Origin of the sequence: Streptomyces luteireticuli (genome assembly GCF_041519305.1) — a bacterium.
Lineage (GTDB): Bacteria > Actinomycetota > Actinomycetes > Streptomycetales > Streptomycetaceae > Streptomyces > Streptomyces luteireticuli.
The window spans coordinates 4,414,737-4,438,602 of record NZ_CP167927.1 but is presented as its reverse complement, the minus strand read 5'-3'; the positions used below and the strand labels follow the sequence as shown (position 1 = coordinate 4,438,602).

The following is a 23,866-nucleotide window of genomic DNA, read 5'->3' as shown; positions in this document are numbered from 1 at the left end:
GGCGATGAGGATGCGGCGACGTAGGCGGGGGGGCTGCCGTGATCGGCGAGTTGGGCAGGGTGACGGGTGCGATCGGCCCCGGGCTGGTCGGGGAGGTGATGCTCCGGGTGCGCGGCGGCGCCGAGGCGTTCCTGGCGTACGCGGCGGAGGAGGGCGAGCGCATGTCCCCGGGCACGCTGGTGGTGGTCGTGGAGCACCAGCCGCCGCGCACGGTGTACGTGACGGCGGCCTATCGCTGAACCGCGGGCGGCACCGGAGCCGTCGTAGCGCACGGGACGTGCGACGCACGGGACATGTACGGCAGCCCGTGGGTCCACGAGGACGAGGGGGGAACGGGACGTGTTCATCGGAATCCTGGCGGGGGCCGTGGTCGTGGCCGTCGCCGTCGTGGTCGGGCTGTTCAAGCTGATGTGGAGGGTCGCCGAGCCGAACGAGGCGCTGGTCATCTCCGGTTCCAGGCACCGTGTGGAGGGCCTCGGCGAGGGGATGGGCTTCCGGATCGTCACCGGGCGCGGCACGCTGGTGCTGCCCGGTGTGCAGGTGGTCCGCAAGCTGTCCCTCGATCTCAACGAGGCCGAGCTGAATGTGGATTGCGTGACGAACCAGGGCATCCCGCTCAAGGTTCACGGCGTGGTGATATTCAAGGTCGGCGACGACTTCGTCTCCATCGCCAATGCCGCCCGCCGCTTCCTCGACCAGCAGAGGCACATGCCGGAGCGGGTGCACAACGTGTTCGCCGGGCATCTGCGCTCGATCGTCGGCGGCCTGACCGTCGAGGACATGATCCGCGACCGGGAGCGGCTGACGGGCGAGACCCGGGCGGCCTCCGGCACGGAGATGGAGAAGCTGGGCCTGATCATCGACTCCCTCCAGATCCATGAGATCCAGGACCCCACCGGCTACATCAAGAACCTCTCCGCGCCGCACGCCGCGGCGGTCCAGCGGGACGCCCGGATCGCCCAGGCGGCGGCCGACCGGGCGGCGACCGAGGCGGAGCAGCAGGCGGCGGCCCGGATGGCGGAGGCCACCCGGGACAGCGAGATCCTCCAGGCCGGCTACCAGGCCGAGCGGGACAGCGCGGCCGCCAAGGCCCGGCAGGCCGGTCCGCTGGCGGAGGCGGCGGCACGGCAGGAGGTCGTGGTCCAGGAGACGCGGGTGGCGGAACTGGCCGCCCAGCGCCGTGAGCAGCAGCTCCAGGCCGACGTCCGCAAGCCGGCCGACGCCGCGGCGTACGAGACGCGCACGCTGGCGGAGGCCGACCGGGACGCCCGGATCTCGGCGGCGCAGGCCCAGGCCCGGGAGACGGAGCTGGCGGCCGCGGCCGAGGCGACCCGGGTGAAGACGGCGGCGGCCGCGGAGGCGGAGGCGACCCGGGCGACCGGCGAGGCGACGGCCGCGGCGGGGAAGGCGCGGGGGCTCGCCGAGGCGGAGGCCGCCCGGGCGAAGGGGCTGGCCGCCGCGGAGGCGGTCCGGGCCCGCGGACTCGCGGAGGCCGAGGCCATCAAGGCCCGCGCGGCGGCCCTGGCGGAGAACCAGGACGCGGTCGTCGCCCAGCAACTGGCGGAGAACTGGCCCGAGATCGTCCGCGCCGGTGCCGAGGCGTTCGGGAACGTGGACCACATGGTGCTGCTGAACGGCGCCGACGGGATGTCCGAGTTGTTCGCCAAGGCGCTGACGATGGGCGGTACGGGCCTGGGGCTGGCACGGCAGCTGCTCTCGGCGATGAACGACGGCGGCAACAGCGGCGGTGACGGCAGCGGCGGCGGTGACGGCCGGAGCGACCGGCGGTCGGCGGACGGGCGGCCCGGCGGTGGGGCCGGCGTCCCGGCCCGGGGCCCGGCACCACGCGCCGAGCGGGTGCCGGTCGAGGAGCCCGGGGAGCCCGCCGGGCGGCCGGCCGGGGAGGGCGGCGCCGGACCGGGCCGCTAACCGGCGTTCTGCCCTTCGGTGTTGCCGGCGAGGATGCTGTCGAGCGCCGCCGCCAGGTCGTAGTCGAAGTCGGCGACCGAGCGCTCCTCGCCGAGCGGGGCGACGCGGTCGGTCCGGTCGAGGAAGGCGACCAGCGGCGCCGCTCCGGCCCGGAACAGGGCGCCTTCGCCGCCCACTTGCAGACGGATGAAGACGTCCGAGAGGTGCTGCGCGGAGGCGGGGGCGATGTGCACATCCCCCTCGCCGGAGGGCTGACTCAGCCCGTCGAGCAGCAACTCCCTTGCGAACGCCCAGGTCACCGGGGCATCACCGGGCAGGTGAAAGGTGAACTTCACCGCATAGGGATCGCTGCTGTCATAGGCCAGCTCCACCGGGATACGGAAGGACAGCTCCTCGGAGACGAGGAACGTCATGATCACTTCTGCCTGAACTGTGTCGCGCATCGCCCAATGCCCCGTCTTTGTCGGTTTGGCCGGGATTGGATCCTCATGGCCCTACTCATGACGCCATAGTCTGACAACAACGCCCTGCGGATCACAAGGAGTGATTTTTCAGTTACTGATAGAGATCGAGTGGGAGCTTACGGCTCTTCGACTCTGGAGCGTAGCGACTCGACTACGGGGCGGAGTCGTTCCGCCGGATTCCGGGCGGACACAATCCGAGAACTGGCCAAAGTGGCGGCGCCCGTCGCGGGGCGGCGACGAGGGCGGCAAAGAGGCGGTGCGCAGCGGCGCGACGCCGGGGACAGGGGCTTCGGCGGGCCTACTCCTGCCCCTCGCAAACCGGTTGGAATCACAGCGGGACGGGCAGGAGGGGCGTAAATCACGCCCCTCCTCGCACACTCGGTGCCGGGGTGAACGAGCCGTACCGGCTGACGGAAGAAGTTACTCCCCGCGTCCCGCTTCGTTGAGTTGACGAATTCGCCGGACCGACCGGCCTACCAGTCGCCGCCCTTCGACGACGAGGAGCCCGTGAACTTCTTGACGACGAAGACCAGACCGCCGACGAGGGCCACCAGCAGCAGCGCCTTGAAAAGGACGTCGACGACGAACCCGAGCACGCTGACGATCAAGCTGCCGAACACCACGCACACGAGTACCGGGATGGCGATCCACTTCACCCACCACGGCAGTCCCGCGAGTATCCCCTTCTGAGCCATGTCGTTCCCTGCTCTCCGCTTCGCGCATCGTCGTCGCCCGGAACGGTCGCCCGGGCCTGCTTCGATGCTAGGACGGACCGGGGTGCCGGCGGGGGCCCCACAGCCCCCGTACGCCCCTGAACCTCCCCCTACGGGAAGGCGGGGCCGACCCTCAGCTCTCGGGCGGGGAGAAGACCACCAGAACCCTGAGGTCCTCGCTGATGTGATGGAACCGGTGGACCGTGTTCGCCGGGACGTACACCACGCTGCCGCGCCCGACCTCCGTCGTCTCGTCCCCCACCGTGATCGCCGCCCGGCCGCTCACCACGAAGTAAATCTCGTCCTGCACATGCGGGCCCTGCGGGTCCGTGTCCCCCGCGTCCAGCGCGTAGAGCCCGGCGGACATATTCCGCTCCCGCAGGAACTGCAGGTACGCCCCCTCGTTCGCGGCCCGCTCCGCCTCCAGCTCGTCCAGCCGGAACGCCTTCATCCGCCGTCTCCTCCTCCGGGCGCCCGCCGTGCGGCGGACGGATCCCACCTGTCGGTCCCGTCTGCCACGATCTCACGTATGAAGAATTTCGTAGTCAAGACGATCGCCAACGCGGCGGCCCTCGCAGCGGCGATCTGGCTGCTCAAGGGCATCACCCTGCGCGGCGAGACGACCGCCGCGAAGGCGCTCACGCTGCTCGGGGTGGCGCTCGTCTTCGGCCTGGTCAACTTTCTGGTCAAGCCGGTCGTCAAGCTGCTGTCGTTCCCGCTCTTCATCCTGACGCTGGGCCTGATCACGCTGGTGATCAACGCGTTGATGCTGTTGCTGACCAGCTGGCTGGCGGACCGGCTGCACCTCGCCTTCCATGTGGCGGGCTTCGGCTCGGCACTGGTGGGCGGCGTGATCATCTCGATCGTCGCCTGGGCGATGCACATGATCCTGCCGGACGAGAAGGACTGACCGCCGGCTCAGCTCCGCCGGGGCTCCGGCGGGACGTCGTACCCGACCGTGTTGGTGGCCAGCTCCTCCTGGGTGATCTCCGAGGCCCAGCCCTCCGGCGGCTCCTGGTACGGGCTGCACGTCCCGCAGGCCGCACAGGTCCAGCGGCCGTGGATGCCGTGCACGATGGCCCCGCAGCCGGCACACGTGTCCGTGGTGTAGTACGGCGGTTCACCCGGCAGGACCGGCGGCCGCCGCCGGTACGGGGGGCCGGCGGGCCCGTGTCCGGAGCGCTCTTCCATGCGTCCCAGACTGCCACGGACCGCCGAGGGCCGACAGCTTCCGGCAGCTCCCGGAGCGGGGCCTCAAGGAAGACCGGGGCCTCAAGGAAGGCTGCAAGGAAGGCCGTAAGGAAACGGACACGACGGCCGGGGCACCAACCACCGTCCCCGGGGCCGCAGGCAGCACTGAGGCGGCTCAAGCCTCCCCCCTCATGGCTTGAGCCGCCACGGTCCCGCACGAAGGAAGAACCGTGCGAACAAGGCTAGTTGACTCTGCGTCAGAGTCCAATCACCCTGACGACACAGCCCTATCGACTTATTTATAGTTCCTCTACGGTCGGTGGCGGACGAGCCGGGGAGACGGCATGGATCTGACCCTCTTGCGCACGTTCGTCACGGTCCACCGGGCGGGTTCCTTCACCCGCGCCGCCGCCCTCCTCGGCCTCTCCCAGCCCGCGGTGACCGGCCAGATACGCACGCTGGAACGGCAGCTCGGCCGCCCCCTCTTCGTCCGGCGGGCCCGCGGCGTCACCCCCACCACCACCGGCGACGAACTCGCCCACCGGATCGCCCCGCACGTCGACGCACTGCTGGAGATCACCGAGTCGGGGCAGGACGAGCGATGGCCGCACCGCACCCTGCACCTCGCCGGGCCACCGGAGTTCACCGCCCTGCGCGTCCTGCCCGCCCTCAGCCCGCTGATCACCCAGGGGCTCACCGTGCGCGCCGCCCACGGCATGTCCGAGGACCTCTTCGAGGGCCTGGCCGCCGGCCGGCACGAGCTGGCCGTGACCACCTCGCGCCCCCGCGGCCGGCTGCTCACCGCCACCCCGCTCTGCGACGAGGAGCACGTCCTGGTCGGCGCCCCGCGGTGGGCCGCCCGGCTCGGCGGCGCGGCCGTCGTCCGCGACAAGGGCCTCGGCGTCCTGGAACACCTGCCGGTGGTGGAGGTCGACGAGAGCCTGCCGTTCGTCACCCGCTACTGGTCCGCCGTCTTCGACAGCAAGCCCGTGGCCACCGGCGCGGTCGTCGCGCCCGACCTGCGGGCCGTGCTCTCCTGCGTGGCCGCGGGGGCGGGCATCGGGGTGCTGCCCCGCTATCTGTGCGAAGAGGCCCTGGACAGCGGCGAGGTCGTCGCCCTCCTCAACCCCCCGGTCCCCCCGCTGCGCACCTACTTCCTCGTCGTCCGCGCCGGGACGCTCGCCCACCCGCACCTCGCCCGGGCACACGAGTGGCTGCTGCGCGCCGCCGTTTCCTGGTGAGCCCAGGGTTCCGGCGGTGAGCCCGGTTCTGCCGGGAAAGGGGTTTCACCGCGGCCCGCACGCGGCAGATGTCGCTTATGACCGTACGACCCGTGGTCAAACGCACGGCCCGCGCCATCCTGCTCGCCGGGGAACCCGGCTCCGACGACCTCGAAATGATCCTGATCAAACGCACCAAGCCCGGCCAGGCGCCCTACTGGATCACGCCCGGCGGCGGCGTGGAGCCCGAGGACGAGACCGTCGTCGCGGCGCTCCACCGCGAGGTGGACGAGGAGCTCGGCGGCAAGGTCGCCGACGTCGTCCCCGCCTTCGTCGACACCGTCTCCCACTCCCTCCACCACGCCGCGCACGGGGTGAAGGTCCAGCACTTCTTCGTCTGCCGGCTGGCCGCCATGGACCTCTCCCGGCGGCACGGACCCGAGGTGGACGAGCCGTCGGGCACCTACGACGTCGTCCGCGTCCCCTTCACCCGCGAGGGCATCGCCTCGGTGGAGGTCGTTCCTCCCTCGCTGCGCTCCTACCTCGCGCAGAACATCGAAGGGGTCCGGGCCCTGCTCGCCGACGATCTGGGCTGAGCCCGGTCAGCGGCGCCCGGCGCGCACCCCGAAGTAGTCGCCGCCCTTGCGGCGGGCGTCGTCCGTACCCCACGCCCGCCCGTCGGCCGCCTCGTCCCGCGACGCCCTGCGCAGGTGCGGAATGTGCTTGGCGCAGTGGATGTACGCCTCCTCGACCGCGATCTCCACCCAGAGGGCGGCGCGGCGCCCGGGTATCGCGTCAACCGGCAGCCCGGGGTGAGCCGTTCGCATCACCGCGTCCTCCACCACCCGGGCGCTCCCGTTGATGTGGAGCCCGACCCTGTCCCGCAGGAAGTCGATCAGCAGGATGCCGACGTGGGGGTTCTCCTCGATGTTGCCCAGGCTGGCCAGGACGCCGTTGCCCCGGTACTCGGGGTAGGCGAGCGTCCGCTCGTCCAGCACGCGCAGGAAGCCGGGCGGGCCGGCCCGGAAGCTGTTGTCGCACGCGCCGTGCCGGTCGGCGGTCGCCAGGAAGAACATCTCCTGCCGGGCGACGAACTCCCGCATCCCGGCGTTGACATGGGACAGCGTCTGCTCGTCGTAGAAGCGGGCGGCGCGCTCGGCGGTGCCGTGGCGGTGCTGCAGCGCGTGCTCCCCGTCGCTGCCGGGCAGTCCGTTCCGGTTCGCCGCCATCGCACGCACCACCGCTCCGTGGTCCCCGCCGTCATCCCGCCGGTCATCCCGTCGCCGCCAGGAGCTCGTGGATCGAGTCGTGGCGTATCCGGTGGGACGGTATGCCGACGCCGACCAGGGTGTCCACACCGCTGCGAATCATTTCCGGCGGTCCGGACAGATAGGCGACGCAGTCCTTCCACGGCCCGTACTCGCGCACTACGCTGGACAGTTGGCCGCTGAGCGCGCGCTTCGGCCCGTCGGCGACGACCGGCCGGACCGACAGCCAGGAGTGCTCCTGCTCCAACTCCCGCAGGGCGTCCATCACATGGAACTCGCCGTCGCGCCGGGCCCCGTAGAACACCTCGACCGGGCGCGCGACGCCGTGCGCGGCCACATCCTCCACCAGCGCCTTGATCGGGGCGATGCCCGTTCCGCCGCCCAGGCACAACAGGCCGTTGTCAGTGGTGTGGTCCACAATCATGGAACCGGCGGGGGGACCGAGCCGGAGGACGGCGCCGGGGCGTGCACGGTGGACCAGGGCACCGGACACCCAGCCGGCGGGCACGGCCTTGACGTGGAAGGAGAGCAGACCGTCCGGGCGGGGGGCGCAGGAGAAGGAGTAGTGCCGCCATATGCGCGGCCACCAGGGGGTTTCGACGCCGGCGTACTGGCCGGCGAGGAAGGGGTACGGCTGGTCGGGGCGCAGGGTGACGACGGCGGCGTCGGGGCCGCACAGCTCGTGACCGACGATCTCGGCCTGCCACCAGGGAGGGGAGGTGAGTTCGTCGTCGGCCGCCGCATCGATCATGATCTGGGAGATCACGGTGTAGACGCGCACCCAGGCGGCCTCCGCCTCGTCGTTCCAGGTCCGGGGCGCGTACCGGGCGAGAGCCCCGATGAGGGCCTCGCCCACGGCCGGGTAGTGCTCGGCCCGCGTGCCGTACTTGCGGTGCCCGCGCCCCAGCGCGGAGAGGTACGCGGTGAGGGTCCCGGCGTCGTCGGCGTGCCGGGCGGCGGTCAGCAGCGCCTTGAACAGCCGGTCGCGCTGGGCGTCCATGGCCGGGGGGAACAGCGGCCGCAGTTCGGGGCGGTGGAGGAAGAGCAGCGCGTAGAAGTAGGAGACGGCCCGGTCGGCGACGGGCTCCAGTTCGGCCATGGTGCGGCGGATGAGCACGGTGTCGGGGGACGGGGCGTCCCCGCGGGGAGGGGGAGCCGAAGGAACAGCGGTGTCCGGCAGGCGCGTCGAGGGGGAATCACCCCGGCCGGTCGTCCGGTCGACGGCCCGGGTCCGTGGTCCCGGGACATCCTGGGCAACGGAACCGGACCGGTCGGTTTCCTTACGGGCCGGGGGACTTGGCCGGTGCCCCGGCCGAAGGCTCACCGGCGGCGGCTCTTTGAAGGCGCCCCGCCCGGCCGGCGGCTTCAGGGGCTTCGGCAACGCCAAGGAGGCCCAGCCCCCCGGCCCGGCGCCCGCTCCCCCCGGCCAAGGACTCCTGCGGAACGGCCCGGTGGAAGGACCCCGCGGCGCCGTGGGAGCGGGGTCCGGGCCCGGCCGTTCGGCGTCCCCGCCCGGCCGGGGGTCCGGGGAGCCCGGACCGGCGCTCGTACCCTGCCCGGACGGCTCGCCGTGCTCCGGGGGCGCTTCGGGCCCGGGGGCGGCCCCCGGGCCCGGAGGGGTTCGCTCCGGAGGTCCGTCGAACGGGGTGAACCAGCCCCATTCGTCTCCTCTGCCGTAGGTGCCGCCGTCCATCGTCACTCGCCTCGAACGTCTCTCGTCGGTCCTCGTGGGTCCGACGCTCTCCGGCGGTTCCGGGGAGCGTCCGCGTTCCGGTGCGCGTAGCCTGCCACCCCGCCCGGCGGCTCCGGCATATTCACCGAACTCCGCCCGCGGGCCCATGACTTGCGGCTAGGGTGGCCGACTCGAACGCGGCGACGTACGACAGGTGCGCGGCGGCCGGTCAGCGGCGGGCGCCCACCAGCCCGTACGCCTCCCTGAGGTCACGGCCGGTGTAGGAGTGGGAGGCGATGTCCCGCACGTGGTGGTCGGCGTTGACCGCGACCGACACCGGCACGGCGGCGAAGAGGAGGGCGTCCGACATCGAGTCCCCGTACGCCACACAGTCCGCGCGCTCCAGCCCGTACGCGGCGCAGAGTTGGTCCGCGATGCGGACCTTGGCGCCGGCGTCGAGGATGCCCGCGGGGTCCACCGGGGCCCGCAGCGGCACGTCGGGCCAGCGCGAGCCGTGCGCGGCGTCGGCGCCCCAGGCGAGCAGGCGCTCCACGAAGAAGTGCGGGGACAGCGAGATCACCGCGCACCGTTCGCCGCGCGCCGCGATCTCCGCCCAGACGTCCTGGATGCCGTCCAGCCAGGGGGCTCCGTCGAAGGCCGCCGTCACGGCCGCGTCCGTCAGGGTCTCGCCCCAGAGTTCGCAGGCGGCCGTCGCGAAGCCGACGGGAGTGAGCCGTCCGCCCGCGAAGTCCCGCTCCAGACGGTCGATCTCGCGCTCCACCCCGAGCTGCCGGGATATCTCGACCGCCGCCGCGGAACCGTGGATCAGGGTGCCGTCCAGGTCGAACAAGTGCAGTCTGCTCATGGCGACGAGCGTAGGCGGTGGGGCACGCGCACTTCCGGTGCGTGCCCCACCGCCTCTTCCGTCGCCCCGGTCACCCGGTCACCGTCCGGCGGCCACCGCGTCCTGCCCTTCCGGGGCCGAGGAGCCCGCCGGAGCCGAGGAGCCGGCCGGGACCGAGGAGCCGGCCGTGACGCGGCCGCCCTGGGACGTCCCGCCGGTGCGCCGCTCCAGCCCGGCGGAGACCATGGCGAGGACGAGGGCGCCGGCCGCCATGCCCGCGCCGACCAGGTTGGGCACCCGGTAGCCGAGCCCGGCCGAGATGACCAGGCCGCCGAGCCAGGCGGCGATGGCGTTCCCCAGGTTGAAGGCGCCGATGTTGACCGCCGAGGCGAGGGTGGGGGCGTCGGCGGTCTGGTCGAGCACCCGCTTCTGCAGCGGCGGAACCGTCGCGAAGCCGAAGGCGCCGATCAGCGGGATGGCGACGGCCGTGGCGACCTTGCTGTGGGTGGCGAGCGGCATCAGGGCGAGGGCCGCGGTGAGCCCGGCGAGCCCCGTGAACAGCAGCGGCATCAGCGCCCGGTCGGCGAGCCGGCCGCCGACGAGGTTGCCGGCGAACATGCCGACGCCGAACAGCACGAGCAGCCAGGTCACGGAGGACGGCGCGTAGCCGACGACGTCGGTGAGGATCGGGGCCATATAGGTGCTCAGGGTGAAGACACCGCCGAAGCCGAGGACGGTCATGGCCATCGCGAGCAGCACCTGCGGGTTGCGGAAGGCGGCCATCTCCCCGCCGATACGGGTGCGTTCGGGCATCGGCAGCCGCGGGACGAGGGTCGCTATGCCCAGCATCGCGACCAGTCCCAGACCGGCGATGACGCCGAAGGTGACGCGCCAGCCCGCGCCCTGGCCGAGCATCGTGCCGAAGGGCACGCCGACGATGTTGGAGACCGTCAGCCCGGTGAACATCATCGAGATGGCGGCCGCCTTCTTCTGCGGGGCGACCAGCCCCGCGGCGACGATCGCGCCGATGCCGAAGAACGCTCCGTGCGCCAGGGAGGCGACGATCCGCCCGGCGAGCATCACGCCGAAGACGGGCGCGACGGCGGAGAGCGCGTTGCCGGCCGTGAACAGGCCCATCAGCGAGATCAGCATCTTCTTGCGGGAGACCCGGCTCCCGACGATCGCCAGGATCGGCGCGCCGACGACGACGCCGAGCGCGTATCCGGTGGTCAGGTAACCGGCGGTGGGGACGGAGACGCCGAACTCCTCCGCCACCTCCGGGAGCAGGCCCGAGGTGACGAATTCGGTGGTGCCGATACCGAAGGCGCCGATGGCGAGCGCCAGCAGGGCGAGGGGCATGAGGGGGTCCTTGGATCGGGGATGTTCGGGGCGGCACCACTTCTATGCATGCGGGCCTTACCGGCGTCCACAATAATTGCAGACGCCGTCTACTTGCAAGCGCGGGCTATTGCACCAGGGGGCTATCCTGAGGGCGGCGGACGTCACGAAGGAGGGCAAACCCATGTCTCGCACCCTGGATCCCGCGCTGGCGGGCCTGGCCCAGGGCTGGTGCGCGCTCTCCGCGCTGCACGGCCGCATCGAGTCGCACATCGAGCGGGCGCTCCAGTCGGGGCACGGCCTGAGCGTGCGCGAGTTCTCCGTCCTGGACGTGCTCAGCCGCCAGCACAGCGGCGAGGGCGGACACCTGCGGATGAACGAGGTAGCCGACGCGGTCGTGCTCAGCCAGAGCGCCACGACCCGCCTGGTCAACCGGCTGGAGGACCGCGGCCTGCTGACCCGCTACCTCTGCGACACCGACCGGCGCGGCATCTACACCGACGTCACCGAGGCCGGCCTCGCGCTGCTCGCCGAGGCGCGGCCGACGAACGACGCGGCGCTGTACCGGGCGCTCAAGGAGGCGTCCGCGCGGCCGGAGTTGGCGCCGCTCGTCGCCGCGGTGGAATCCCTCGCTCCGACCTCGTGACACCCCCGCGGCAACCCCGCGACGGCCTCGCGACGGCCTCGTGAAGAGCGGGTCACGCGCATAGGGTCCCGCTCATGAGCGACCTCACGAGCGACATCCTCACGAGCGGCGTCGAGATCCGGCGCGCGACCGCCGACGACGTTCCCGCCATCGTGGCCATGCTGGCCGACGACCCGCTCGGCGCGCGGCGCGAGACACCGGAGGACCCCGCCCCCTATCGCGCGGCCTTCGCCGCGATCGACGCGGACCCCCAGCAGCAGCTGATCGTCGCCGTGCGCGACGGCCGCCCCATAGGGACCCTCCAGTTCACCGTCATCCCCGGCCTCTCGCACCGCGGCTCCCGGCGGGCGCTCGTCGAGGCCGTGCGCGTGCACGCGGACGAGCGCAGCCGCGGGCTGGGCAGCCTGCTGATGCGATGGGCCCTGGAGGAGGCCCGGCGCCTGGACTGCATGCTGCTCCAGCTCACCTCGGACGCGACGCGGCTGGATGCCCACCGGTTCTACGAGCGGCTGGGGTTCGAGGCGTCACACCTCGGCTTCAAGTACCACCTCTGACGCCGTCGGCGCGCTGCGCGTCCGCGCCCGGTAGGCCTTCTGACGGCAGGCCGCGCCGCAGTAACGGGCCGGGCGGCCGGTGCGGGCGGGCGGCAGCGGGCCTCCGCAGACGGCGCATCGCGTTTCGTCACGCTGTTCCGGGGCCCTCGGGGGGAGTTTCGTCACGTTGCGGCCCGGGCGGAGGCCGTCGCACACGAGGGCGGTCAACCGGCCGGGCGCGCCCCCGCGCTGCTCCATGGCGAGGCAGCCGAGAAGCAGGCCCATCACGTCGTCGATCGACACCTCCTTCCGTACGGCGCCCGCCTGTTGGGCCCTGGCCAGCAGGACGCCCAGCGCTCCCCGGAAGTCGCGCTCGACGGCCAGCGAGGGGGTGAACCGGCCCTCCGCACTGGCCTCCAGGGCGTCGCACAGGCCCTTGTTCCGGGCGGAGAGCCGGACGACGGAGGCGAGGTAGCGGAAGAAGACGTCCCCGGGTTCCTCGGCGTCGGCCAACTCCCTTGCGGTGTCGGTGAAGAGCCGGATCCGGTCCACGACCGTCGCCCTGAACAGGGCTTCCTTGGAAGGGAAATGCCGGTAGACGGTTCCCGCACCGACACCGGCGCGCCGTGCGATCTCCCCCAGCGTGACCCCCAACCCCGCCTCCGCGAAGGCGGATCGGGCCGCCTGGAGAACGAGCTGCCGGTTGCGCCGGGCGTCGGCCCGGAGGGGGGCGGGACGGTCGGGGCGAGAGGTGGTCCGCGGCATGGGGCAGGCTCCGGGCGGGGTGGAGTCAAACGGGGTGGTGGTTCCGATTCTAGAGGGCGGGTGCGGGTGGGGGTGGGAAGGCGTGTTTCCGCGCCCGGGCGCGAATTCCAGCCCGTCCGGCGCTTGAGGACAATGCGGCGCAGCCGCATTGCGGGACCGAGGGGGGCGCAGCCCCCGGAATGGGGGCACCCCCTCTGGGGGAGGTGAAAGGGCGGGACCGGGGCACAAAAAACCGCGGCCGGAGCGCCGCGCACCCGCACAGCACCCCGACCGCGGTCCCACAAACCGCGCCCCGGCCGACCCGGGGCGACCCTCAGCCGGTCATCACCGCATCCCACGCGGCCCCTGCCGCCTCAACAGCCCCGTCCCCGTCCGCACCGGACGCTCCCAGCGCCCGCAGCCCCGCCCCCAGCGCCGTCAGCGACGCCAGCACGACCCCCCGGTCCGCCGCCATGCCGTAGTGGTTGACGCGGATCATCTCCTTCGCCAGGGAGCCGCCCGCTGCCTGGAGCGGCACGGACGGGTCGGCCGCCAGCGCGGCGGCGACGAGTTCGCGGGCGTCGACCCCGTCCGTCGCCCGCAGCGTCGTCGCGGCCGGAGCGGCGTCCTCGTGCCGCACGACGTACGGCCGCACGGCGCCGCCCAGCGCCCGGACCCCCGCCCGGGTGGCGTCCCGCGCCGCCCGGTGCCGGGCGATCATCGCGTCCAGGCCGTCCGCCGCGATGCGGTCGGCGGCCTGCTCCAGCGCCAGCATCTCCAACTGCGCGGGCGCGTGCGGCAGCACCGCGCGACCGCCGTCGAGCCAGCGCTCCTTCCAGTCGAGCAGGGACAGGTAGGAGCGGCGCGGCGCCGCCTCGTTGGCGGCGATCCGCTCCCAGGCGCGGGCGCTGACGGACACCGCGGAGACCCCCGCGGGACCGGCCATCGCCTTCTGTCCGCCGATGATGCAGAGGTCCACGCCCCACTCGTCCGTCAGCAGCGGCTCGGCCGCGACGGAGGCGACCGCGTCCAGCATCAGCAGGGCGCCGTGCTCCCGCACGACCCGCCCGATCCCGGCGACGGGGTTGGTGTTGCCGGTCGCGGCCTCCGCGTGGACGAGGCTCACGAAGTCGATCTCCGGACGGTCCCGCAGCGCGACGGCGATCTCCTCCGGGCTCACCGCCCCGCTGAAGGGCGCCGTCACGGTGACGACCTCCGCCCCACAGGACCGCAGCCAGCCGCCGAACGTCTCGCCGTACGGCCCGGTGACCACGTTGAGCGCGGTGCTGCCGGGGCGCACGGCCGAGCGGATGCACGCCTCCAGCGGCAGCAGGGCCTCGCCCTGCATCGTGACGACCGTCTCGCGGGTGCGCATCAGCGCGGCGATCTTGTCCTCGATGCGGGCGAAGTGCCCGGCGCCCATCGGCGCGAGGTCGAGCAGGGCCGGTGCGGAGTTCGCAGTCACGATGCCTTCCCAGATGTGTCGCGCCGCGTCCCGGCGCCGCCAGTCTCTGCCCCGACCCTACGCCGCCCCCTGCGCCACGGCTCCGTCAGCGCCAGCCGCCCTCGTCCACCCCGCCGGGCACCGCGCCGCCGCGCTCGTAGGGCTCGCGGGTCAGGACGAAGGTGCCGATGTCCAGGTGGCTCACGCTCCCGTCCACGCGCCGGACGACGGTCAGCGGCTCGCCCGCGTAGTAGCCGTCGAGCCCGGTCCAGGTCCCGTCGGACCCGGGTGCGAAGCGCGCGGCGCGGCCGCCGTCGCCCAGCGGCGTCAGGTCGAGGAACCGGCCCGCGCGGATCCGCAGCGCGAACGGCAGCGCGCCCCAGTACCAGGGCCCGGCGATCTCCAGCAGCTCCGCCGGGACGTCCCCGGCCGGCCGCCACACCTCCGGAATACGAGGCTCCAACTCCGCGACGGCACCGACCAGATCGGCGGTGAGCGGCACCAGCGGCATCATGGACGTCCGGTTGGCGAGGCCGACGGCGGCGACCCCGTCGTCCGGGCTCGCCCAGATCGCGGCGACGAAGCCGGGCATGGATCCGGTGTGGCCGACCAGGGTCCGCCCGTCGCGGCGGAACTGCTGGAGGCCGAGGCCGTAGGAGAGGGACCAGTCGGGGCCCTGCGGCTCCACCGCCGGCCGGCGCATCTCGGCCAGCGTCGCGGCGGGGAGCACCTTCTCGTCACCGTCCAGCAGGAACGCCGCGAAGCGGGCGAGGTCCGCGGCCGTCGACCACAGCTGCCCCGCGGGCGCCATCAGGCCGGTGTCCACGGCCGGTTCGGGCAGCAGCGCGTCCGCCCAGGGGTGCACGGCCCACCCGTCCGCGTGCGGCGCCTCGGGGCCGTACGTCGTGCGCTCCATGCCGAGCGGCAGCAGCACCTCGCGGCGCAGCACGTCGTACCAGGGCTCGCCCCTCAGCCGTTCGACGAGCGCGCCGAGCACCGCGTACCCGGGGTTGGAGTAGTGGTACACCCGGCCCGCCGGATGCGGTCGCGGGCGGGCGCCGAAGAGGTCGGCGGGCTCGGGGCGCAGGGCCCCGTCCGTCCGCTCCCACCAGGGGCCGCGCGCCTCGGCGGCCAGTCCGCCGCTGTGCGAGAGGAGTTGGGCGACGGTCGCGTCGGCGCCCTCCGCCGCGTCCACGTGCTTGCCGACCGGGTCGCCCAGGTCGAGCAGGCCCTCGTCGCGCAGCCGCAGGACCGCCACGGCGACCAGGGACTTGGTGATCGAGCCGATGCGGTACTGCGTGCCGGCGGGGTCCGGTGCTCCGCCCGCCACCTCGCCCCGTCCGGCGGACCACACCGTGCGCCCCTCCCGCACCACGGCCGCCACCAGGGAGGGCGCCCGTCCCTCGGCCTGGACGGTGGCGACGCGGTGCAGCAGGGTCCGGCGGGTCGCGGGCAACAGGCCGTCGACGTTCTCAAGTGCACTGTCCATCCGGGCACGGTAGATCACCATCGCCCACGGCCCGGTCTACGGCAGCGCGGGCAGCGTCCGGCACAGGACGTCCAGCGCGCTCGCGAAGGCGTGGTCGGGCGGCGTCGCATAGCCGATGACCAGGCCGTCGTACGCCTCGCCGGTGCTCTCCGGGTGGCGGTACGGCGCCAGTCCCTCCAGGGCCAGTCCGCGCCGCGCCGCCGCCCGGACGACGGACTCCTCGGTGCCGTGCGGCAGTCGCAGCACCGCGTGCAGCCCGGCCGCGATCCCCGACACCGCCAGGTGCGGGGTGCGTTCGGCGAGCAGGGCGACGAGCCGGTCCCGGCGGTCGCGGTAGTGCCGGCGCATCCGGCGCACATGGCGGTCGTACGCCCCCGAGTCGAGGAAGTCCGCGAGCGCCAGCTGGTCCGTGACCCCGGTCCAGGCCTCCCGCTCCCCCTTGAGCGCGAGGACGTCGTCCACCAGGTGCCCCGGGAGCACCATCCAGCCCACCCTCACCGCCGGCGAGAGGCTCTTGCTGACCGACCCGATATACACCACCCGCTCCGGATCGAGGCCCTGGACGGCACCGACGGGCTGCCGGTCGTAGCGGAACTCCCCGTCGTAGTCGTCCTCCAGCAGGATCCGCCCGCTGCCCGCCCGCACCCAGTCGACGGCCGCCGCCCGGCGGCGCGGGTGCAGGGGCCCGCCGGTGGGGAACTGGTGCGCCGGGGTGAGCAGGGCCGCCCGTACGTCCTCGGCGCCGGCCAACAGGCCGGTGCGGGCGCCGTGTTCGTCCACCGGCAGCGGCCGCGTGCGCAGCCCGGCACCGGCCAGGACGGACCGGTGGAACGGCAGACCGTACGCCTCGACGGCGAGCGTGCCGCGCAACGGCCCGCCGCTGCCCGACAGCAGCCGCAGCGCGTGCGCGAACCCCGCGCAGACGACGATGTGTCCGGGGTCCGTGCGCACCCCGCGCGCCCGTCCCAGGTAGTCCGCCAGTGCCCGCCGCAGCTCGGGCCTGCCGCGTGGATCGCCCGGGCCGAACGCCTCGTTGGGGGCGGCGTTCAGCGCCCGCCGGGCCGCCGCGGCCCAGGCCGTGCGCGGGAACGACCCGGCGTCCGGCTGTCCCTGGACCAGGCTGAGGGACGGCCGCGGCGCGGGCGCGGGACGGGACCGCGGCCGGGGCACCCGGGCCTCCGCCCGGGGCGCGACGCTCGTCCCGGAGCCCTGCCGGGCCACCAGCCAGCCCTCGGCGACGAGTTCAGCGTACGCCTCGGCCACGGTGTTGCGGGCCAGGCCGAGGTCGGCCGCCAAGGAGCGGTAGGGCGGCAGCCGGGTGCCGGGCGCGAGCCGGCCCCCGCGGATCGCCCCGCGCAGGGCGCGGGTCAGCCGAGCCCGCCGGCTGCCTTCCCCCGAGAGCTCGATGTGCAGGTCGGCGCCTGTGACCGATATCGGATTGACCCGGTTTTCCGCCATGGAAATGCACCCTATCCAAGGTCTCCGGCGCTCCTACGGTGGTCCTCATGACGAAGACCGACCTCGCCACGAAGACCGACCTCACCGCAAAGCACTCCGACCTCACTGCACGGCACGGCCTCACCGCACGGCACACCGGCCTCACCGCGCAGCGCATGGACTTCCAGGCCGTCGCCCCCAAGGTCTTCAAGGCCGTCCTGGCCCTCGACGGCGCCGCCCGCGCGGGCCTCGACCCGGTCGTCCTCGAACTGGTCCAGATCCGGACCTCACAGCTCAACCGCTGTGCCTACTGCATCGATTACCACACCCGTGACGCCCGCAGGGCGGGAGAGACCGAGGAGCGCCTGTACCAGCTGGGCGCCTGGCAGGACTCGCTCCTCTACACCGCCGCCGAGCGCGCGGCCCTCGCGCTGACCGAGGCCGTGACCCTGCTGCCCGGCGGGGTACCGGACGACGTGTACGAGGCCGCCGAACACCACTTCGGCGAGGGGCAACTGGCCCGGCTCATCGCGGTGATCTGCACGGCGAACGTGTGGAACCGGATGAACGTCACCACGCGGAAGACCCCGGGGACGCCCTGACCGCCGGACGGAAGCCCCGAAAGCCCCGGAAGTCCCTCACCCCTCGCTGCGATCCCCCAGCGACTCCAGCAACTCCCGCAACATCCCGGCGAGTTCGTCCTGCCTCTCCCGCCCCAGCACCGACAGCACCCGCTGTTCCGTGGCCAGGTGGTCCGGCAACGCCTTCTCCACCAGCGCCCGCCCCTCGCCCGTGAGCTCGACGCGCACCCCGCGCCCGTCCGTCTCGTCGGGCGTGCGGGTCACCAGGCCACGGGCCTCCAGCCGGTCGAGGCGCTGGGTGACGGCGCCCGAGGTCACCATGCCGGCCCTCATCAGCTCCGTGGGCGCGAGCCGGTGCGGCGGCGCGCTGCGCAGCAGGGTGGCGAGGATGTTGAACGAACCGGCGTCGAGCCCGTGCGCCTTGAACGTGCGGGCCAGTTCGGCCTCGACGAGCCGGTGCAGCCGCGACAGGCGCCCGATCACCCCCATCGGGGAGACGTCCAGCCCGGGACGCCGGGCGGCCCACTGCTCCAGTACGAAATCGACGTGATCTGCCACCGGACCACCCTAGCAATGCCTTAGCGGTGAGGTACCTCACGGGAGAACATCGGAGGAAATAGCTTAGCGGTGAGCTACATTGCCTTAGTGCTAAGCAAACGCCTCAGGATCCTGCTGATCACCGCCCTCGCTCCCGCCCTCTGGGGCACCACCTACCTCGCCACCACGCAGTGGCTGCCGCCCGGCCGACCGCTGCTGGCCGCCGTGCTGCGGGCGCTGCCCGCCGGCCTCGTCCTCGTCGCCGTCACCCGCCGTCTGCCGAGCGGCAGTTGGTGGTGGCGGTCGGCGGTGCTCGGCACCCTCAACATCGGGGCGTTCTTCGCGCTGCTGTTCATCGCCGCCTACCGCCTCCCGGGCGGGGTCGCGGCCACCATCGGCGCCGTCCAGCCGCTCCTGGCGGCACTGCTCTCCACCGGACTCCTCGGGCAGCGGCTGTCCGCCCGCACCGTGGCCGCCGGGGCCGTGGGAGTGGCCGGCGTCAGCCTGCTCGTCCTGCGGTCCGGGGCACGGCTCGACGGACCGGGGATCGCCGCCGCGCTGGGCAGCGCCGTCGTCATGGCGACCGGGGTCGTCCTCGGCAAGCGCTGGGCGTCGCCCGCGCCCCTGCTCGCCACCACCGGCTGGCAGCTCGTCGCGGGCGGGGTGCTGCTCGTCCCCGTCGCCCTGTGGGTCGAGGGCCCGCCGCCGGGCGGCCTGACCGGCACCAACCTGGCCGGTTACGGCTATCTCGCCACCGTCGGGACCGCGTTCGCCTACGCACTCTGGTTCCGCGGAATCCGCGAACTGCCCCCGACCGACGTCGCCTTCCTCGGCTTGCTGAGCCCGCTCGTCGCCACCGCGCTCGGCTGGCTGGCCCTCGGACAGACGCTCACCGGACCCCAGCTCCTGGGCGGGCTGGTCGTCCTGGGCGCCCTGATCGGTGCCCAGATACGCCCCCGCCGCGCCCCGTTGGCCCTGAACAACTGATTCCCCTGATTCCCCTGATTCCCCGGACAACTGATTTCTGGAGAGAAACATGCGCATCACCGTCTTCGGAGCCGCCGGGAACGTCGGTCGCCGCGTCGTCGCCGAGGCCCTCTCCCGCGGCCACGAGGTCACCGCCGCCGTCCGCGACCGGGCCCGCGCCGGAACGCTCCCCCCGGCGGTCCGGGTCCGCACCGGCGACGCGACCGTCCCCGCCGACGTGGCCCGGCTGGCCGTCGGCCAGGACGTCGTGATCGGCGCGACCCGGCCCGCCCCCGGCAGCGAACGCCTCCTCGTCACCGCGGCCGAGGGCCTGCTCGCCGGACTCGCCGGCACCGGTGCGCGCCTGCTGCTCGTCGGCGGCGCCGGCAGCCTCATCGTGCCGGGCGGCGGCGGCCCGGTGCTCGACGACCCGGCCTGGGTGCCCGCCGCCTGGCGGCCCATCGCCCAGGCGTGCACCGACCAGCTCGCGGTCTGCCGCCGGGCCGGCGACACCGTGGACTGGACGCACATCAGCCCGCCCGCGCTCCTCGAACCGGGCGTACGGACCGGCGGCTACCGGGTGGGCGGCGACGAGCTCCTCGTCGACGCGCACGGCGTCTCCGCCGTCTCCATGGAGGACTTCGCCGTCGCCCTGGTGGACGAGGCCGAACGGCCCCGGCACCGGGGAACGCGGTTCACCGTCGGCTACTGAGCCGGCCGCCGAGCGGCCCGGGCCCCTGGCGGAACGTCCTCCGGTACGTCTGCGGCGAGACGCCGACGGCCCCGTGGAAATGCCCGCGCAGCGACGCCCCCGTACCGAACCCCGCCCGGCCGGCGACGAGGTCCACCGGCCAGTCCGTGGTCTCCAGCAGATGCCGGGCCCGGTCCACGCGCTGCTGCGCCAGCCACTGCCCCGGACTCATCCCCACCTCGTCCCGGAACCTCCGGGTCAGCGTCCGCACGCTCATCCCCGCGTGCGCGGCGAGCGCGGCCAGGGTGAGGGGCTCGCCGAGCCGCTCCAGCGCCCAGGCGCGGGTGGCGGCCGTGCCGCCGGTGGCGGGGTCCGGCACCGGCCGGCGGACGAACTGCGCCTGGCCGCCGTCCCGCCAGGGCGGCACCACACAGGTGCGGGCCACCCTGTCGGCGACGGCGCTGCCGTGGTCGCGGCGCACGATGTGCAGGCACAGGTCCACCCCCGCCGCGGCACCGGCCGAGGTCAGGACGTCCCCGTCGTCCACGAACAGGACGTCCGGGTCCACCCGCACCGTCGTGAACAGCCGCCGCAGCCGCTCCGTCTCCCGCCAGTGCGTGGTCGCCGGCCGCCGGTCCAGCAGCCCCGCCGCCGCCAGGACGAACGTCCCCGTGCAGATGGCGACCATCCGCGTCCCCGGCCGCACCCCCGCCAGCGCCCGCCCCAGCGCCTCCGGCAGCACGCCGTCCTCCTTGACCGGCCCGAGGCCGTGCGAGGGCGGTATCACCACCGTGTCCACCGCCGTCAGCAAGGTGGCGTCATGCCCGACGGCCAGCGCGAAGTCGGCGTCGGTACGCACCGGTTGTCCGTCGAGGCTGCAGGTGGCGACGGAGTAGAGCGGAGCCCCGGAGGAGTCCCGCGCGGCACCGAAGATGCGGGAGGGAACCCCGAGCTCGAAGGGGATGACGCCGTCGAGGGCGAGGACTCCGACGCGGTGCATGGCTCCATCGTCGCAGAGGGGCGGAGCCCTGGGGGGCGCGAGGTTTCACGTGAAACCTCGCGCGGACGGATCGGGTCCTCCGGTTACCCGAAGGTCAACAGTTCTCGCCGCGCCCGTACCGCGAACAACCCCGTTCCTTCAGCCGCGCCTTGAGCGCCGCAGCGATCTCCCCCAGCGCGCGGAGCTGCTCCTCGGTCAGTGCCTCGAACAGCGTCTCGCGGACCTCGGTGACGTGACCGGGGGCCGCCTGCCGCAGCGCCTCGTACCCGGCGTCGGTGAGCCTGGCCACCGCCCCGCGCCGGTCCCCCTCGATGGCGCAGCGGCTGACCCAGCCGGACTTCTCCATGGCGGCGACGGCATGGGAGAGACGGCTGCGCGAGGAGTTGCAGAGCTCTGCCAGCCGGCTCATCCGCAGGGCCCGCTCGGGGGTCTCGGAGAGCATGACCAGGATCTCGTAGTACGCGACGGGCATCCCGGCGTCGACCCGCAGCTGACGGTCGAGATGGGCCTGGAGCTCGATGCTGGCCGACATGAAGGTGCGCCAGATCTGCTGTTCGCGGTCGTCGAGCCAGCGGGTCTCTGAGTGATCGGTCATAACTCCAGCCTAACAAGTAGTTGAGCTCTCAACACGGAGCGGCTATGTTGCTTGAGAGCTCAGCAGATCACTTTTCAACCTCTAGCTTTCTGGGGGCCTTTGATGCCTGCTTCGCCCAACCCGTCCGCCCCGCCCGCCCCGTCCGTCGCGGCACTGCTCGCGGCCGTCCCCGGCTACACCACCGGGACCTGGGCCATCGACCCGAACCACTCGGAAGTCTCCTTCTCCGTCCGTCACTTGGGCATCGCCAAGGTCCGCGGGCGCTTCGACTCCTTCGAGGGACGGATCGTCCTGGCGGAGAACCCGCTGGAGTCCTCGGTCACCGCGACCGTCCGGACGGACTCCGTTTCCACTGGAAACGGCCAGCGCGACGGGCACATCCACAGCGCGGACTTCCTCGACACCCGGACCTTCCCGGAGATGACCTTCGCCTCCACCGGCGTGCGCGCCGCGGACGACGGCTTCCTGGTCGACGGGGACCTCACCCTGCGCGGCGTCACCCGTCCCGTCACCCTCTCCCTGGAGGTGAACGGCTTCGGCACCGGCGTCGACGGCAACCCCGCCGCCGGCTTCTCGGCCACCGCCGAGATCAACCGCTCCGACTTCGGCGTCACGGCCGGCCCGGCGGGCGGGGCCGTGGGCGAGAAGATCACGATCTCGCTGGAGGTCGAGGCCAACCGGCAGTGACCGTGCGCCTCTTCCCCGGAGGACGGGGGTCTCCGGGGAAGAGGAAGCACACCGGCACCGGACCGCCGCGCCGGCGCCCTTACGTCTGCGCCATGTCCACGAAGCGCGAGTAGTGGCCCTGGAAGGCCACCGTGATCGTGGCCGTCGGGCCGTTACGGTGCTTGGCGACGATCAGGTCGGCCTCGCCCGCGCGCGGGGACTCCTTCTCGTAGGCGTCCTCGCGGTGCAGCAGGATGACCATGTCGGCGTCCTGCTCGATCGAACCCGACTCACGGAGGTCGGAGACCATCGGCTTCTTGTCCGTACGCTGCTCGGGGCCTCGGTTCAGCTGGGACAGGGCGATGACCGGGACCTCCAGCTCCTTGGCGAGGAGCTTGAGGTTACGCGACATGTCCGAGACCTCCTGCTGACGGCTCTCGGGGCGGCGGGCGCCGCCCGACTGCATCAGCTGGAGGTAGTCGATGACGACCAGCTTGAGGTCGTTGCGCTGCTTCAGGCGGCGGCACTTGGCGCGGATCTCCATCATCGACAGGTTCGGCGAGTCGTCGATGTAGAGCGGCGCGGCGGAGACGTCGGGCATGCGGCGGGCGAGCCGCGTCCAGTCCTCGTCCGTCATGGAGCCGGAGCGCATGTGGTGCAGGGCGACCCGGGCCTCGGCGGACAGCAGGCGCATCGCGATCTCGTTGCGGCCCATTTCGAGGGAGAAGATCACGCTCGGCAGATTGCTCTTGATCGAGCAGGCCCGGGCGAAGTCCAGCGCGAGCGTCGACTTGCCCATCGCGGGACGGGCGGCGATGACGATCATCTGGCCCGGGTGCAGGCCGTTCGTCAGGGCGTCGAGGTCGGTGAAGCCCGTCGGAACGCCGGACATCTGGCCGCTGCGCGAACCGATCGCCTCGATCTCGTCGAGCGCGCCCTCCATGATGTCGCCGAGCGGGAGGTAGTCCTCGGTGGTGCGCTGCTCGGTAACCGCGTAGATCTCGGCCTGGGCGTTGTTGACGATGTCGTCCACGTCGCCGTCGGCCGCATATCCCATCTGCGTGATCCGCGTACCCGCCTCGACCAGGCGGCGCAGGACGGCGCGCTCGTGGACGATCTCGGCGTAGTACTCGGCGTTGGCCGCGGTGGGGACGGTCTGGACCAGGGTGTGCAGATAGGCCGCCCCGCCGACGCGGGAGATCTCGCCGCGCTTGGTGAGCTCGGCCGCGACCGTGATCGGGTCGGCCGGCTCGCCCTTGGCGTAGAGGTCGAGGATCGCCTGGTAGACGGTCTCGTGGGCGGGCCGGTAGAAGTCGTTGCCCTTGAGGATCTCGACGACGTCGGCGATGGCGTCCTTGGAGAGCAGCATGCCGCCGAGCACCGACTGCTCCGCGTCGAGGTCCTGCGGCGGGACACGCTCGAAGCCCCCGCCCTGCGACCCCTGCCAGGAACCGCCGTCCTCGCCGTCCCGCTGCTCGCGGCCCTTACCCCCGCCCCCGCGCCGGGGGAACGGCAGACGGTCGCCCGGGCCGTCGCCCCAGGGCTCGTCCATGGGCTCGTGGACGCTCACCGTCGCCTCCTCCCGTCCGCGTCGCGGACCTCGCCGTGCTCTCCTTCTTAGACCACGGCACCGACAAACAAGACGCCCGGTTCCGCTTGTATGACGCCTGTGGCGACACCGATGATGACGCTGTCGGCGGGACGGAAACGGACGGCGGGCGCCGGTCCACGGTAGGCCCGCGGGCACCGTCAGCCAATCTGGTTATCCACAGGAGGTGTGGACGACGGGCCCCATCCTGTGGAGAACCCCCCGGATCCTGTGCACGAGCCGGGGGAAACCGCTGTGGACAAACCCGGGAAACCTCCGAGGCACCACCTCTGACCTGGCCTTTTGCCAT

General features: G+C 73.0%; 27 protein-coding genes. 11 read left to right on the top strand and 16 right to left on the bottom strand.

The genetic code is table 11. The annotated features are described in order from the left end of the window. Positions 1-38 precede the first annotated feature (38 nt). Positions 39-239, top strand: coding sequence for a hypothetical protein (locus tag AB8735_RS19745; protein WP_344028926.1), 201 nt, complete (start codon positions 39-41; stop codon positions 237-239). 169 nt (positions 240-408) lie between these two features. Continuing rightward, the gene (locus AB8735_RS19740; RefSeq protein WP_372411878.1) at positions 409-1,929 is read left to right on the top strand and encodes an SPFH domain-containing protein; all 1,521 of its coding nucleotides are present in this window, start codon (positions 409-411) and stop codon (positions 1,927-1,929) included. Here AB8735_RS19740 and AB8735_RS19735 read toward each other — a convergent pair. The 3 genes from AB8735_RS19735 to AB8735_RS19725 all read right to left on the bottom strand — a co-directional run bounded on the left by AB8735_RS19735 (position 1,926) and on the right by AB8735_RS19725 (position 3,557). Beyond that, the gene (locus AB8735_RS19735; protein ID WP_049719032.1) at positions 1,926-2,372 is read right to left on the bottom strand and encodes an SsgA family sporulation/cell division regulator; all 447 of its coding nucleotides are present in this window, start codon (positions 2,370-2,372) and stop codon (positions 1,926-1,928) included. The two genes, AB8735_RS19740 and AB8735_RS19735, sit on opposite strands and share 4 nt — an antisense overlap. Positions 2,373-2,866: 494 nt before the next feature. Further along, on the bottom strand, positions 2,867-3,088 hold the full coding sequence (locus AB8735_RS19730) for a DUF5326 family protein (protein WP_344028918.1): 222 nt from the start codon (positions 3,086-3,088) through the stop codon (positions 2,867-2,869). A 151-nt stretch (positions 3,089-3,239) separates the two neighbouring features. Continuing rightward, positions 3,240-3,557, bottom strand: a complete 318-nt coding sequence (locus tag AB8735_RS19725; RefSeq protein WP_372408636.1) for a cupin domain-containing protein — start codon at positions 3,555-3,557, stop codon at positions 3,240-3,242. 78 nt (positions 3,558-3,635) lie between these two features. On the opposite strand from AB8735_RS19725, the gene AB8735_RS19720 reads away from it, so the two are divergent. Then, entirely contained in the window at positions 3,636-4,016 is a 381-nt protein-coding gene (locus AB8735_RS19720) for a phage holin family protein (protein WP_344028911.1), read from the top strand. Positions 4,017-4,024: 8 nt separating this feature from the next. Here the strand turns inward: AB8735_RS19720 and AB8735_RS19715 are convergent, their stop codons facing one another. Beyond that, entirely contained in the window at positions 4,025-4,297 is a 273-nt protein-coding gene (locus AB8735_RS19715) for a hypothetical protein (protein WP_344028907.1), read from the bottom strand. A 344-nt stretch (positions 4,298-4,641) separates the two neighbouring features. Between AB8735_RS19715 and AB8735_RS19710 the strand changes: the two genes are divergently transcribed. Both AB8735_RS19710 and AB8735_RS19705 read left to right on the top strand, forming a co-directional pair. After that, on the top strand, positions 4,642-5,538 hold the full coding sequence (locus AB8735_RS19710; protein ID WP_372408635.1) for a LysR family transcriptional regulator: 897 nt from the start codon (positions 4,642-4,644) through the stop codon (positions 5,536-5,538). Between the two features lie 77 nt (positions 5,539-5,615). Continuing rightward, positions 5,616-6,113, top strand: coding sequence for an NUDIX hydrolase (locus AB8735_RS19705; RefSeq protein ID WP_344028774.1), 498 nt, complete (start codon positions 5,616-5,618; stop codon positions 6,111-6,113). Positions 6,114-6,119: 6 nt separating this feature from the next. Here AB8735_RS19705 and AB8735_RS19700 read toward each other — a convergent pair whose 3' ends face one another. From AB8735_RS19700 to AB8735_RS19685, 4 genes are all read right to left on the bottom strand, one after another. Further along, complete coding sequence (locus AB8735_RS19700; RefSeq protein WP_372408634.1) at positions 6,120-6,746, bottom strand: pyridoxamine 5'-phosphate oxidase family protein; 627 nt, start codon at positions 6,744-6,746, stop codon at positions 6,120-6,122. Between the two features lie 43 nt (positions 6,747-6,789). Beyond that, positions 6,790-7,902 carry a globin domain-containing protein gene (locus AB8735_RS19695; RefSeq protein WP_372408633.1) on the bottom strand — a complete coding sequence of 371 codons (1,113 nt, stop codon included), beginning with the start codon at positions 7,900-7,902 and terminating at the stop codon, positions 6,790-6,792. Between the two features lie 784 nt (positions 7,903-8,686). Beyond that, positions 8,687-9,322, bottom strand: coding sequence for an HAD family hydrolase (locus tag AB8735_RS19690; RefSeq protein ID WP_372408632.1), 636 nt, complete (start codon positions 9,320-9,322; stop codon positions 8,687-8,689). A gap of 78 nt (positions 9,323-9,400) precedes the next feature. Then, positions 9,401-10,660 carry an MFS transporter gene (locus tag AB8735_RS19685; RefSeq protein ID WP_372408631.1) on the bottom strand — a complete coding sequence of 420 codons (1,260 nt, stop codon included), beginning with the start codon at positions 10,658-10,660 and terminating at the stop codon, positions 9,401-9,403. 163 nt (positions 10,661-10,823) lie between these two features. Between AB8735_RS19685 and AB8735_RS19680 the strand changes: the two genes are divergently transcribed. Continuing rightward, entirely contained in the window at positions 10,824-11,285 is a 462-nt protein-coding gene (locus AB8735_RS19680; protein WP_344028762.1) for a MarR family transcriptional regulator, read from the top strand. 74 nt (positions 11,286-11,359) lie between these two features. Continuing rightward, positions 11,360-11,839: an N-acetyltransferase family protein gene (locus tag AB8735_RS19675; protein ID WP_372408630.1), complete on the top strand. Its 480-nt coding sequence runs from the start codon at positions 11,360-11,362 to the stop codon at positions 11,837-11,839. On the opposite strand, the gene AB8735_RS19670 is transcribed toward AB8735_RS19675, so the two are convergent. From AB8735_RS19670 to AB8735_RS19655, 4 genes are all read right to left on the bottom strand, one after another. After that, a complete protein-coding gene (locus AB8735_RS19670) occupies positions 11,810-12,583 on the bottom strand; it encodes a TetR/AcrR family transcriptional regulator (RefSeq protein WP_372408629.1) in 774 nt (257 codons plus the stop codon). The genes AB8735_RS19675 and AB8735_RS19670 overlap by 30 nt on opposite strands. 313 nt (positions 12,584-12,896) lie before the next feature. After that, positions 12,897-13,985: an alanine--glyoxylate aminotransferase family protein gene (locus AB8735_RS19665; protein ID WP_372411877.1), complete on the bottom strand. Its 1,089-nt coding sequence runs from the start codon at positions 13,983-13,985 to the stop codon at positions 12,897-12,899. Positions 13,986-14,112: 127 nt separating this feature from the next. Next, positions 14,113-15,495: a serine hydrolase domain-containing protein gene (locus tag AB8735_RS19660; protein ID WP_372408628.1), complete on the bottom strand. Its 1,383-nt coding sequence runs from the start codon at positions 15,493-15,495 to the stop codon at positions 14,113-14,115. A gap of 36 nt (positions 15,496-15,531) precedes the next feature. Then, positions 15,532-16,953: a PLP-dependent aminotransferase family protein gene (locus AB8735_RS19655; protein WP_372408627.1), complete on the bottom strand. Its 1,422-nt coding sequence runs from the start codon at positions 16,951-16,953 to the stop codon at positions 15,532-15,534. Between the two features lie 155 nt (positions 16,954-17,108). On the opposite strand from AB8735_RS19655, the gene AB8735_RS19650 reads away from it, so the two are divergent. Next, complete coding sequence (locus AB8735_RS19650; protein ID WP_344029044.1) at positions 17,109-17,534, top strand: carboxymuconolactone decarboxylase family protein; 426 nt, start codon at positions 17,109-17,111, stop codon at positions 17,532-17,534. A gap of 36 nt (positions 17,535-17,570) precedes the next feature. Here AB8735_RS19650 and AB8735_RS19645 read toward each other — a convergent pair whose 3' ends face one another. Beyond that, the gene (locus tag AB8735_RS19645) at positions 17,571-18,071 is read right to left on the bottom strand and encodes a MarR family transcriptional regulator (protein WP_344028748.1); all 501 of its coding nucleotides are present in this window, start codon (positions 18,069-18,071) and stop codon (positions 17,571-17,573) included. Between the two features lie 87 nt (positions 18,072-18,158). On the opposite strand from AB8735_RS19645, the gene AB8735_RS19640 reads away from it, so the two are divergent. Beyond that, positions 18,159-19,037, top strand: a complete 879-nt coding sequence (locus tag AB8735_RS19640) for an EamA family transporter (RefSeq protein WP_372408626.1) — start codon at positions 18,159-18,161, stop codon at positions 19,035-19,037. Between the two features lie 49 nt (positions 19,038-19,086). Continuing rightward, complete coding sequence (locus AB8735_RS19635; RefSeq protein ID WP_372408625.1) at positions 19,087-19,728, top strand: NAD(P)-dependent oxidoreductase; 642 nt, start codon at positions 19,087-19,089, stop codon at positions 19,726-19,728. On the opposite strand, the gene AB8735_RS19630 is transcribed toward AB8735_RS19635, so the two are convergent. Both AB8735_RS19630 and AB8735_RS19625 read right to left on the bottom strand, forming a co-directional pair. Further along, on the bottom strand, positions 19,712-20,707 hold the full coding sequence (locus tag AB8735_RS19630) for a GlxA family transcriptional regulator (protein ID WP_372408624.1): 996 nt from the start codon (positions 20,705-20,707) through the stop codon (positions 19,712-19,714). The two genes, AB8735_RS19635 and AB8735_RS19630, sit on opposite strands and share 17 nt — an antisense overlap. A 94-nt stretch (positions 20,708-20,801) precedes the next feature. Continuing rightward, positions 20,802-21,302: a MarR family winged helix-turn-helix transcriptional regulator gene (locus tag AB8735_RS19625; protein WP_372408623.1), complete on the bottom strand. Its 501-nt coding sequence runs from the start codon at positions 21,300-21,302 to the stop codon at positions 20,802-20,804. Between the two features lie 102 nt (positions 21,303-21,404). On the opposite strand from AB8735_RS19625, the gene AB8735_RS19620 reads away from it, so the two are divergent. After that, entirely contained in the window at positions 21,405-21,989 is a 585-nt protein-coding gene (locus AB8735_RS19620) for a YceI family protein (protein ID WP_344028731.1), read from the top strand. A 79-nt stretch (positions 21,990-22,068) separates the two neighbouring features. Here the strand turns inward: AB8735_RS19620 and dnaB are convergent, their stop codons facing one another. Next, positions 22,069-23,538 carry a replicative DNA helicase gene (dnaB, locus tag AB8735_RS19615; protein WP_344028729.1) on the bottom strand — a complete coding sequence of 490 codons (1,470 nt, stop codon included), beginning with the start codon at positions 23,536-23,538 and terminating at the stop codon, positions 22,069-22,071. Positions 23,539-23,866 lie beyond the last annotated feature (328 nt).

Coding starts and splice junctions, on each gene's coding strand:
- AB8735_RS19740 (WP_372411878.1), top strand. CDS start 409: ATGTGGAGGGTCGCCGAGCCGAACGAGGCGCTGGTCATCTCCGGTTCC.
- AB8735_RS19735 (WP_049719032.1), bottom strand. CDS start 2,372: ATGCGCGACACAGTTCAGGCAGAAGTGATCATGACGTTCCTCGTCTCC.
- AB8735_RS19730 (WP_344028918.1), bottom strand. CDS start 3,088: ATGGCTCAGAAGGGGATACTCGCGGGACTGCCGTGGTGGGTGAAGTGG.
- AB8735_RS19725 (WP_372408636.1), bottom strand. CDS start 3,557: ATGAAGGCGTTCCGGCTGGACGAGCTGGAGGCGGAGCGGGCCGCGAAC.
- AB8735_RS19720 (WP_344028911.1), top strand. CDS start 3,636: ATGAAGAATTTCGTAGTCAAGACGATCGCCAACGCGGCGGCCCTCGCA.
- AB8735_RS19715 (WP_344028907.1), bottom strand. CDS start 4,297: ATGGAAGAGCGCTCCGGACACGGGCCCGCCGGCCCCCCGTACCGGCGG.
- AB8735_RS19710 (WP_372408635.1), top strand. CDS start 4,642: ATGGATCTGACCCTCTTGCGCACGTTCGTCACGGTCCACCGGGCGGGT.
- AB8735_RS19705 (WP_344028774.1), top strand. CDS start 5,616: ATGACCGTACGACCCGTGGTCAAACGCACGGCCCGCGCCATCCTGCTC.
- AB8735_RS19700 (WP_372408634.1), bottom strand. CDS start 6,746: ATGGCGGCGAACCGGAACGGACTGCCCGGCAGCGACGGGGAGCACGCG.
- AB8735_RS19690 (WP_372408632.1), bottom strand. CDS start 9,322: ATGAGCAGACTGCACTTGTTCGACCTGGACGGCACCCTGATCCACGGT.
- AB8735_RS19685 (WP_372408631.1), bottom strand. CDS start 10,660: ATGCCCCTCGCCCTGCTGGCGCTCGCCATCGGCGCCTTCGGTATCGGC.
- AB8735_RS19680 (WP_344028762.1), top strand. CDS start 10,824: ATGTCTCGCACCCTGGATCCCGCGCTGGCGGGCCTGGCCCAGGGCTGG.
- AB8735_RS19675 (WP_372408630.1), top strand. CDS start 11,360: ATGAGCGACCTCACGAGCGACATCCTCACGAGCGGCGTCGAGATCCGG.
- AB8735_RS19670 (WP_372408629.1), bottom strand. CDS start 12,583: ATGCCGCGGACCACCTCTCGCCCCGACCGTCCCGCCCCCCTCCGGGCC.
- AB8735_RS19665 (WP_372411877.1), bottom strand. CDS start 13,985: ATGGGCGCCGGGCACTTCGCCCGCATCGAGGACAAGATCGCCGCGCTG.
- AB8735_RS19660 (WP_372408628.1), bottom strand. CDS start 15,495: ATGGACAGTGCACTTGAGAACGTCGACGGCCTGTTGCCCGCGACCCGC.
- AB8735_RS19655 (WP_372408627.1), bottom strand. CDS start 16,953: ATGGCGGAAAACCGGGTCAATCCGATATCGGTCACAGGCGCCGACCTG.
- AB8735_RS19650 (WP_344029044.1), top strand. CDS start 17,109: ATGGACTTCCAGGCCGTCGCCCCCAAGGTCTTCAAGGCCGTCCTGGCC.
- AB8735_RS19635 (WP_372408625.1), top strand. CDS start 19,087: ATGCGCATCACCGTCTTCGGAGCCGCCGGGAACGTCGGTCGCCGCGTC.
- AB8735_RS19630 (WP_372408624.1), bottom strand. CDS start 20,707: ATGCACCGCGTCGGAGTCCTCGCCCTCGACGGCGTCATCCCCTTCGAG.
- AB8735_RS19625 (WP_372408623.1), bottom strand. CDS start 21,302: ATGACCGATCACTCAGAGACCCGCTGGCTCGACGACCGCGAACAGCAG.
- AB8735_RS19620 (WP_344028731.1), top strand. CDS start 21,405: ATGCCTGCTTCGCCCAACCCGTCCGCCCCGCCCGCCCCGTCCGTCGCG.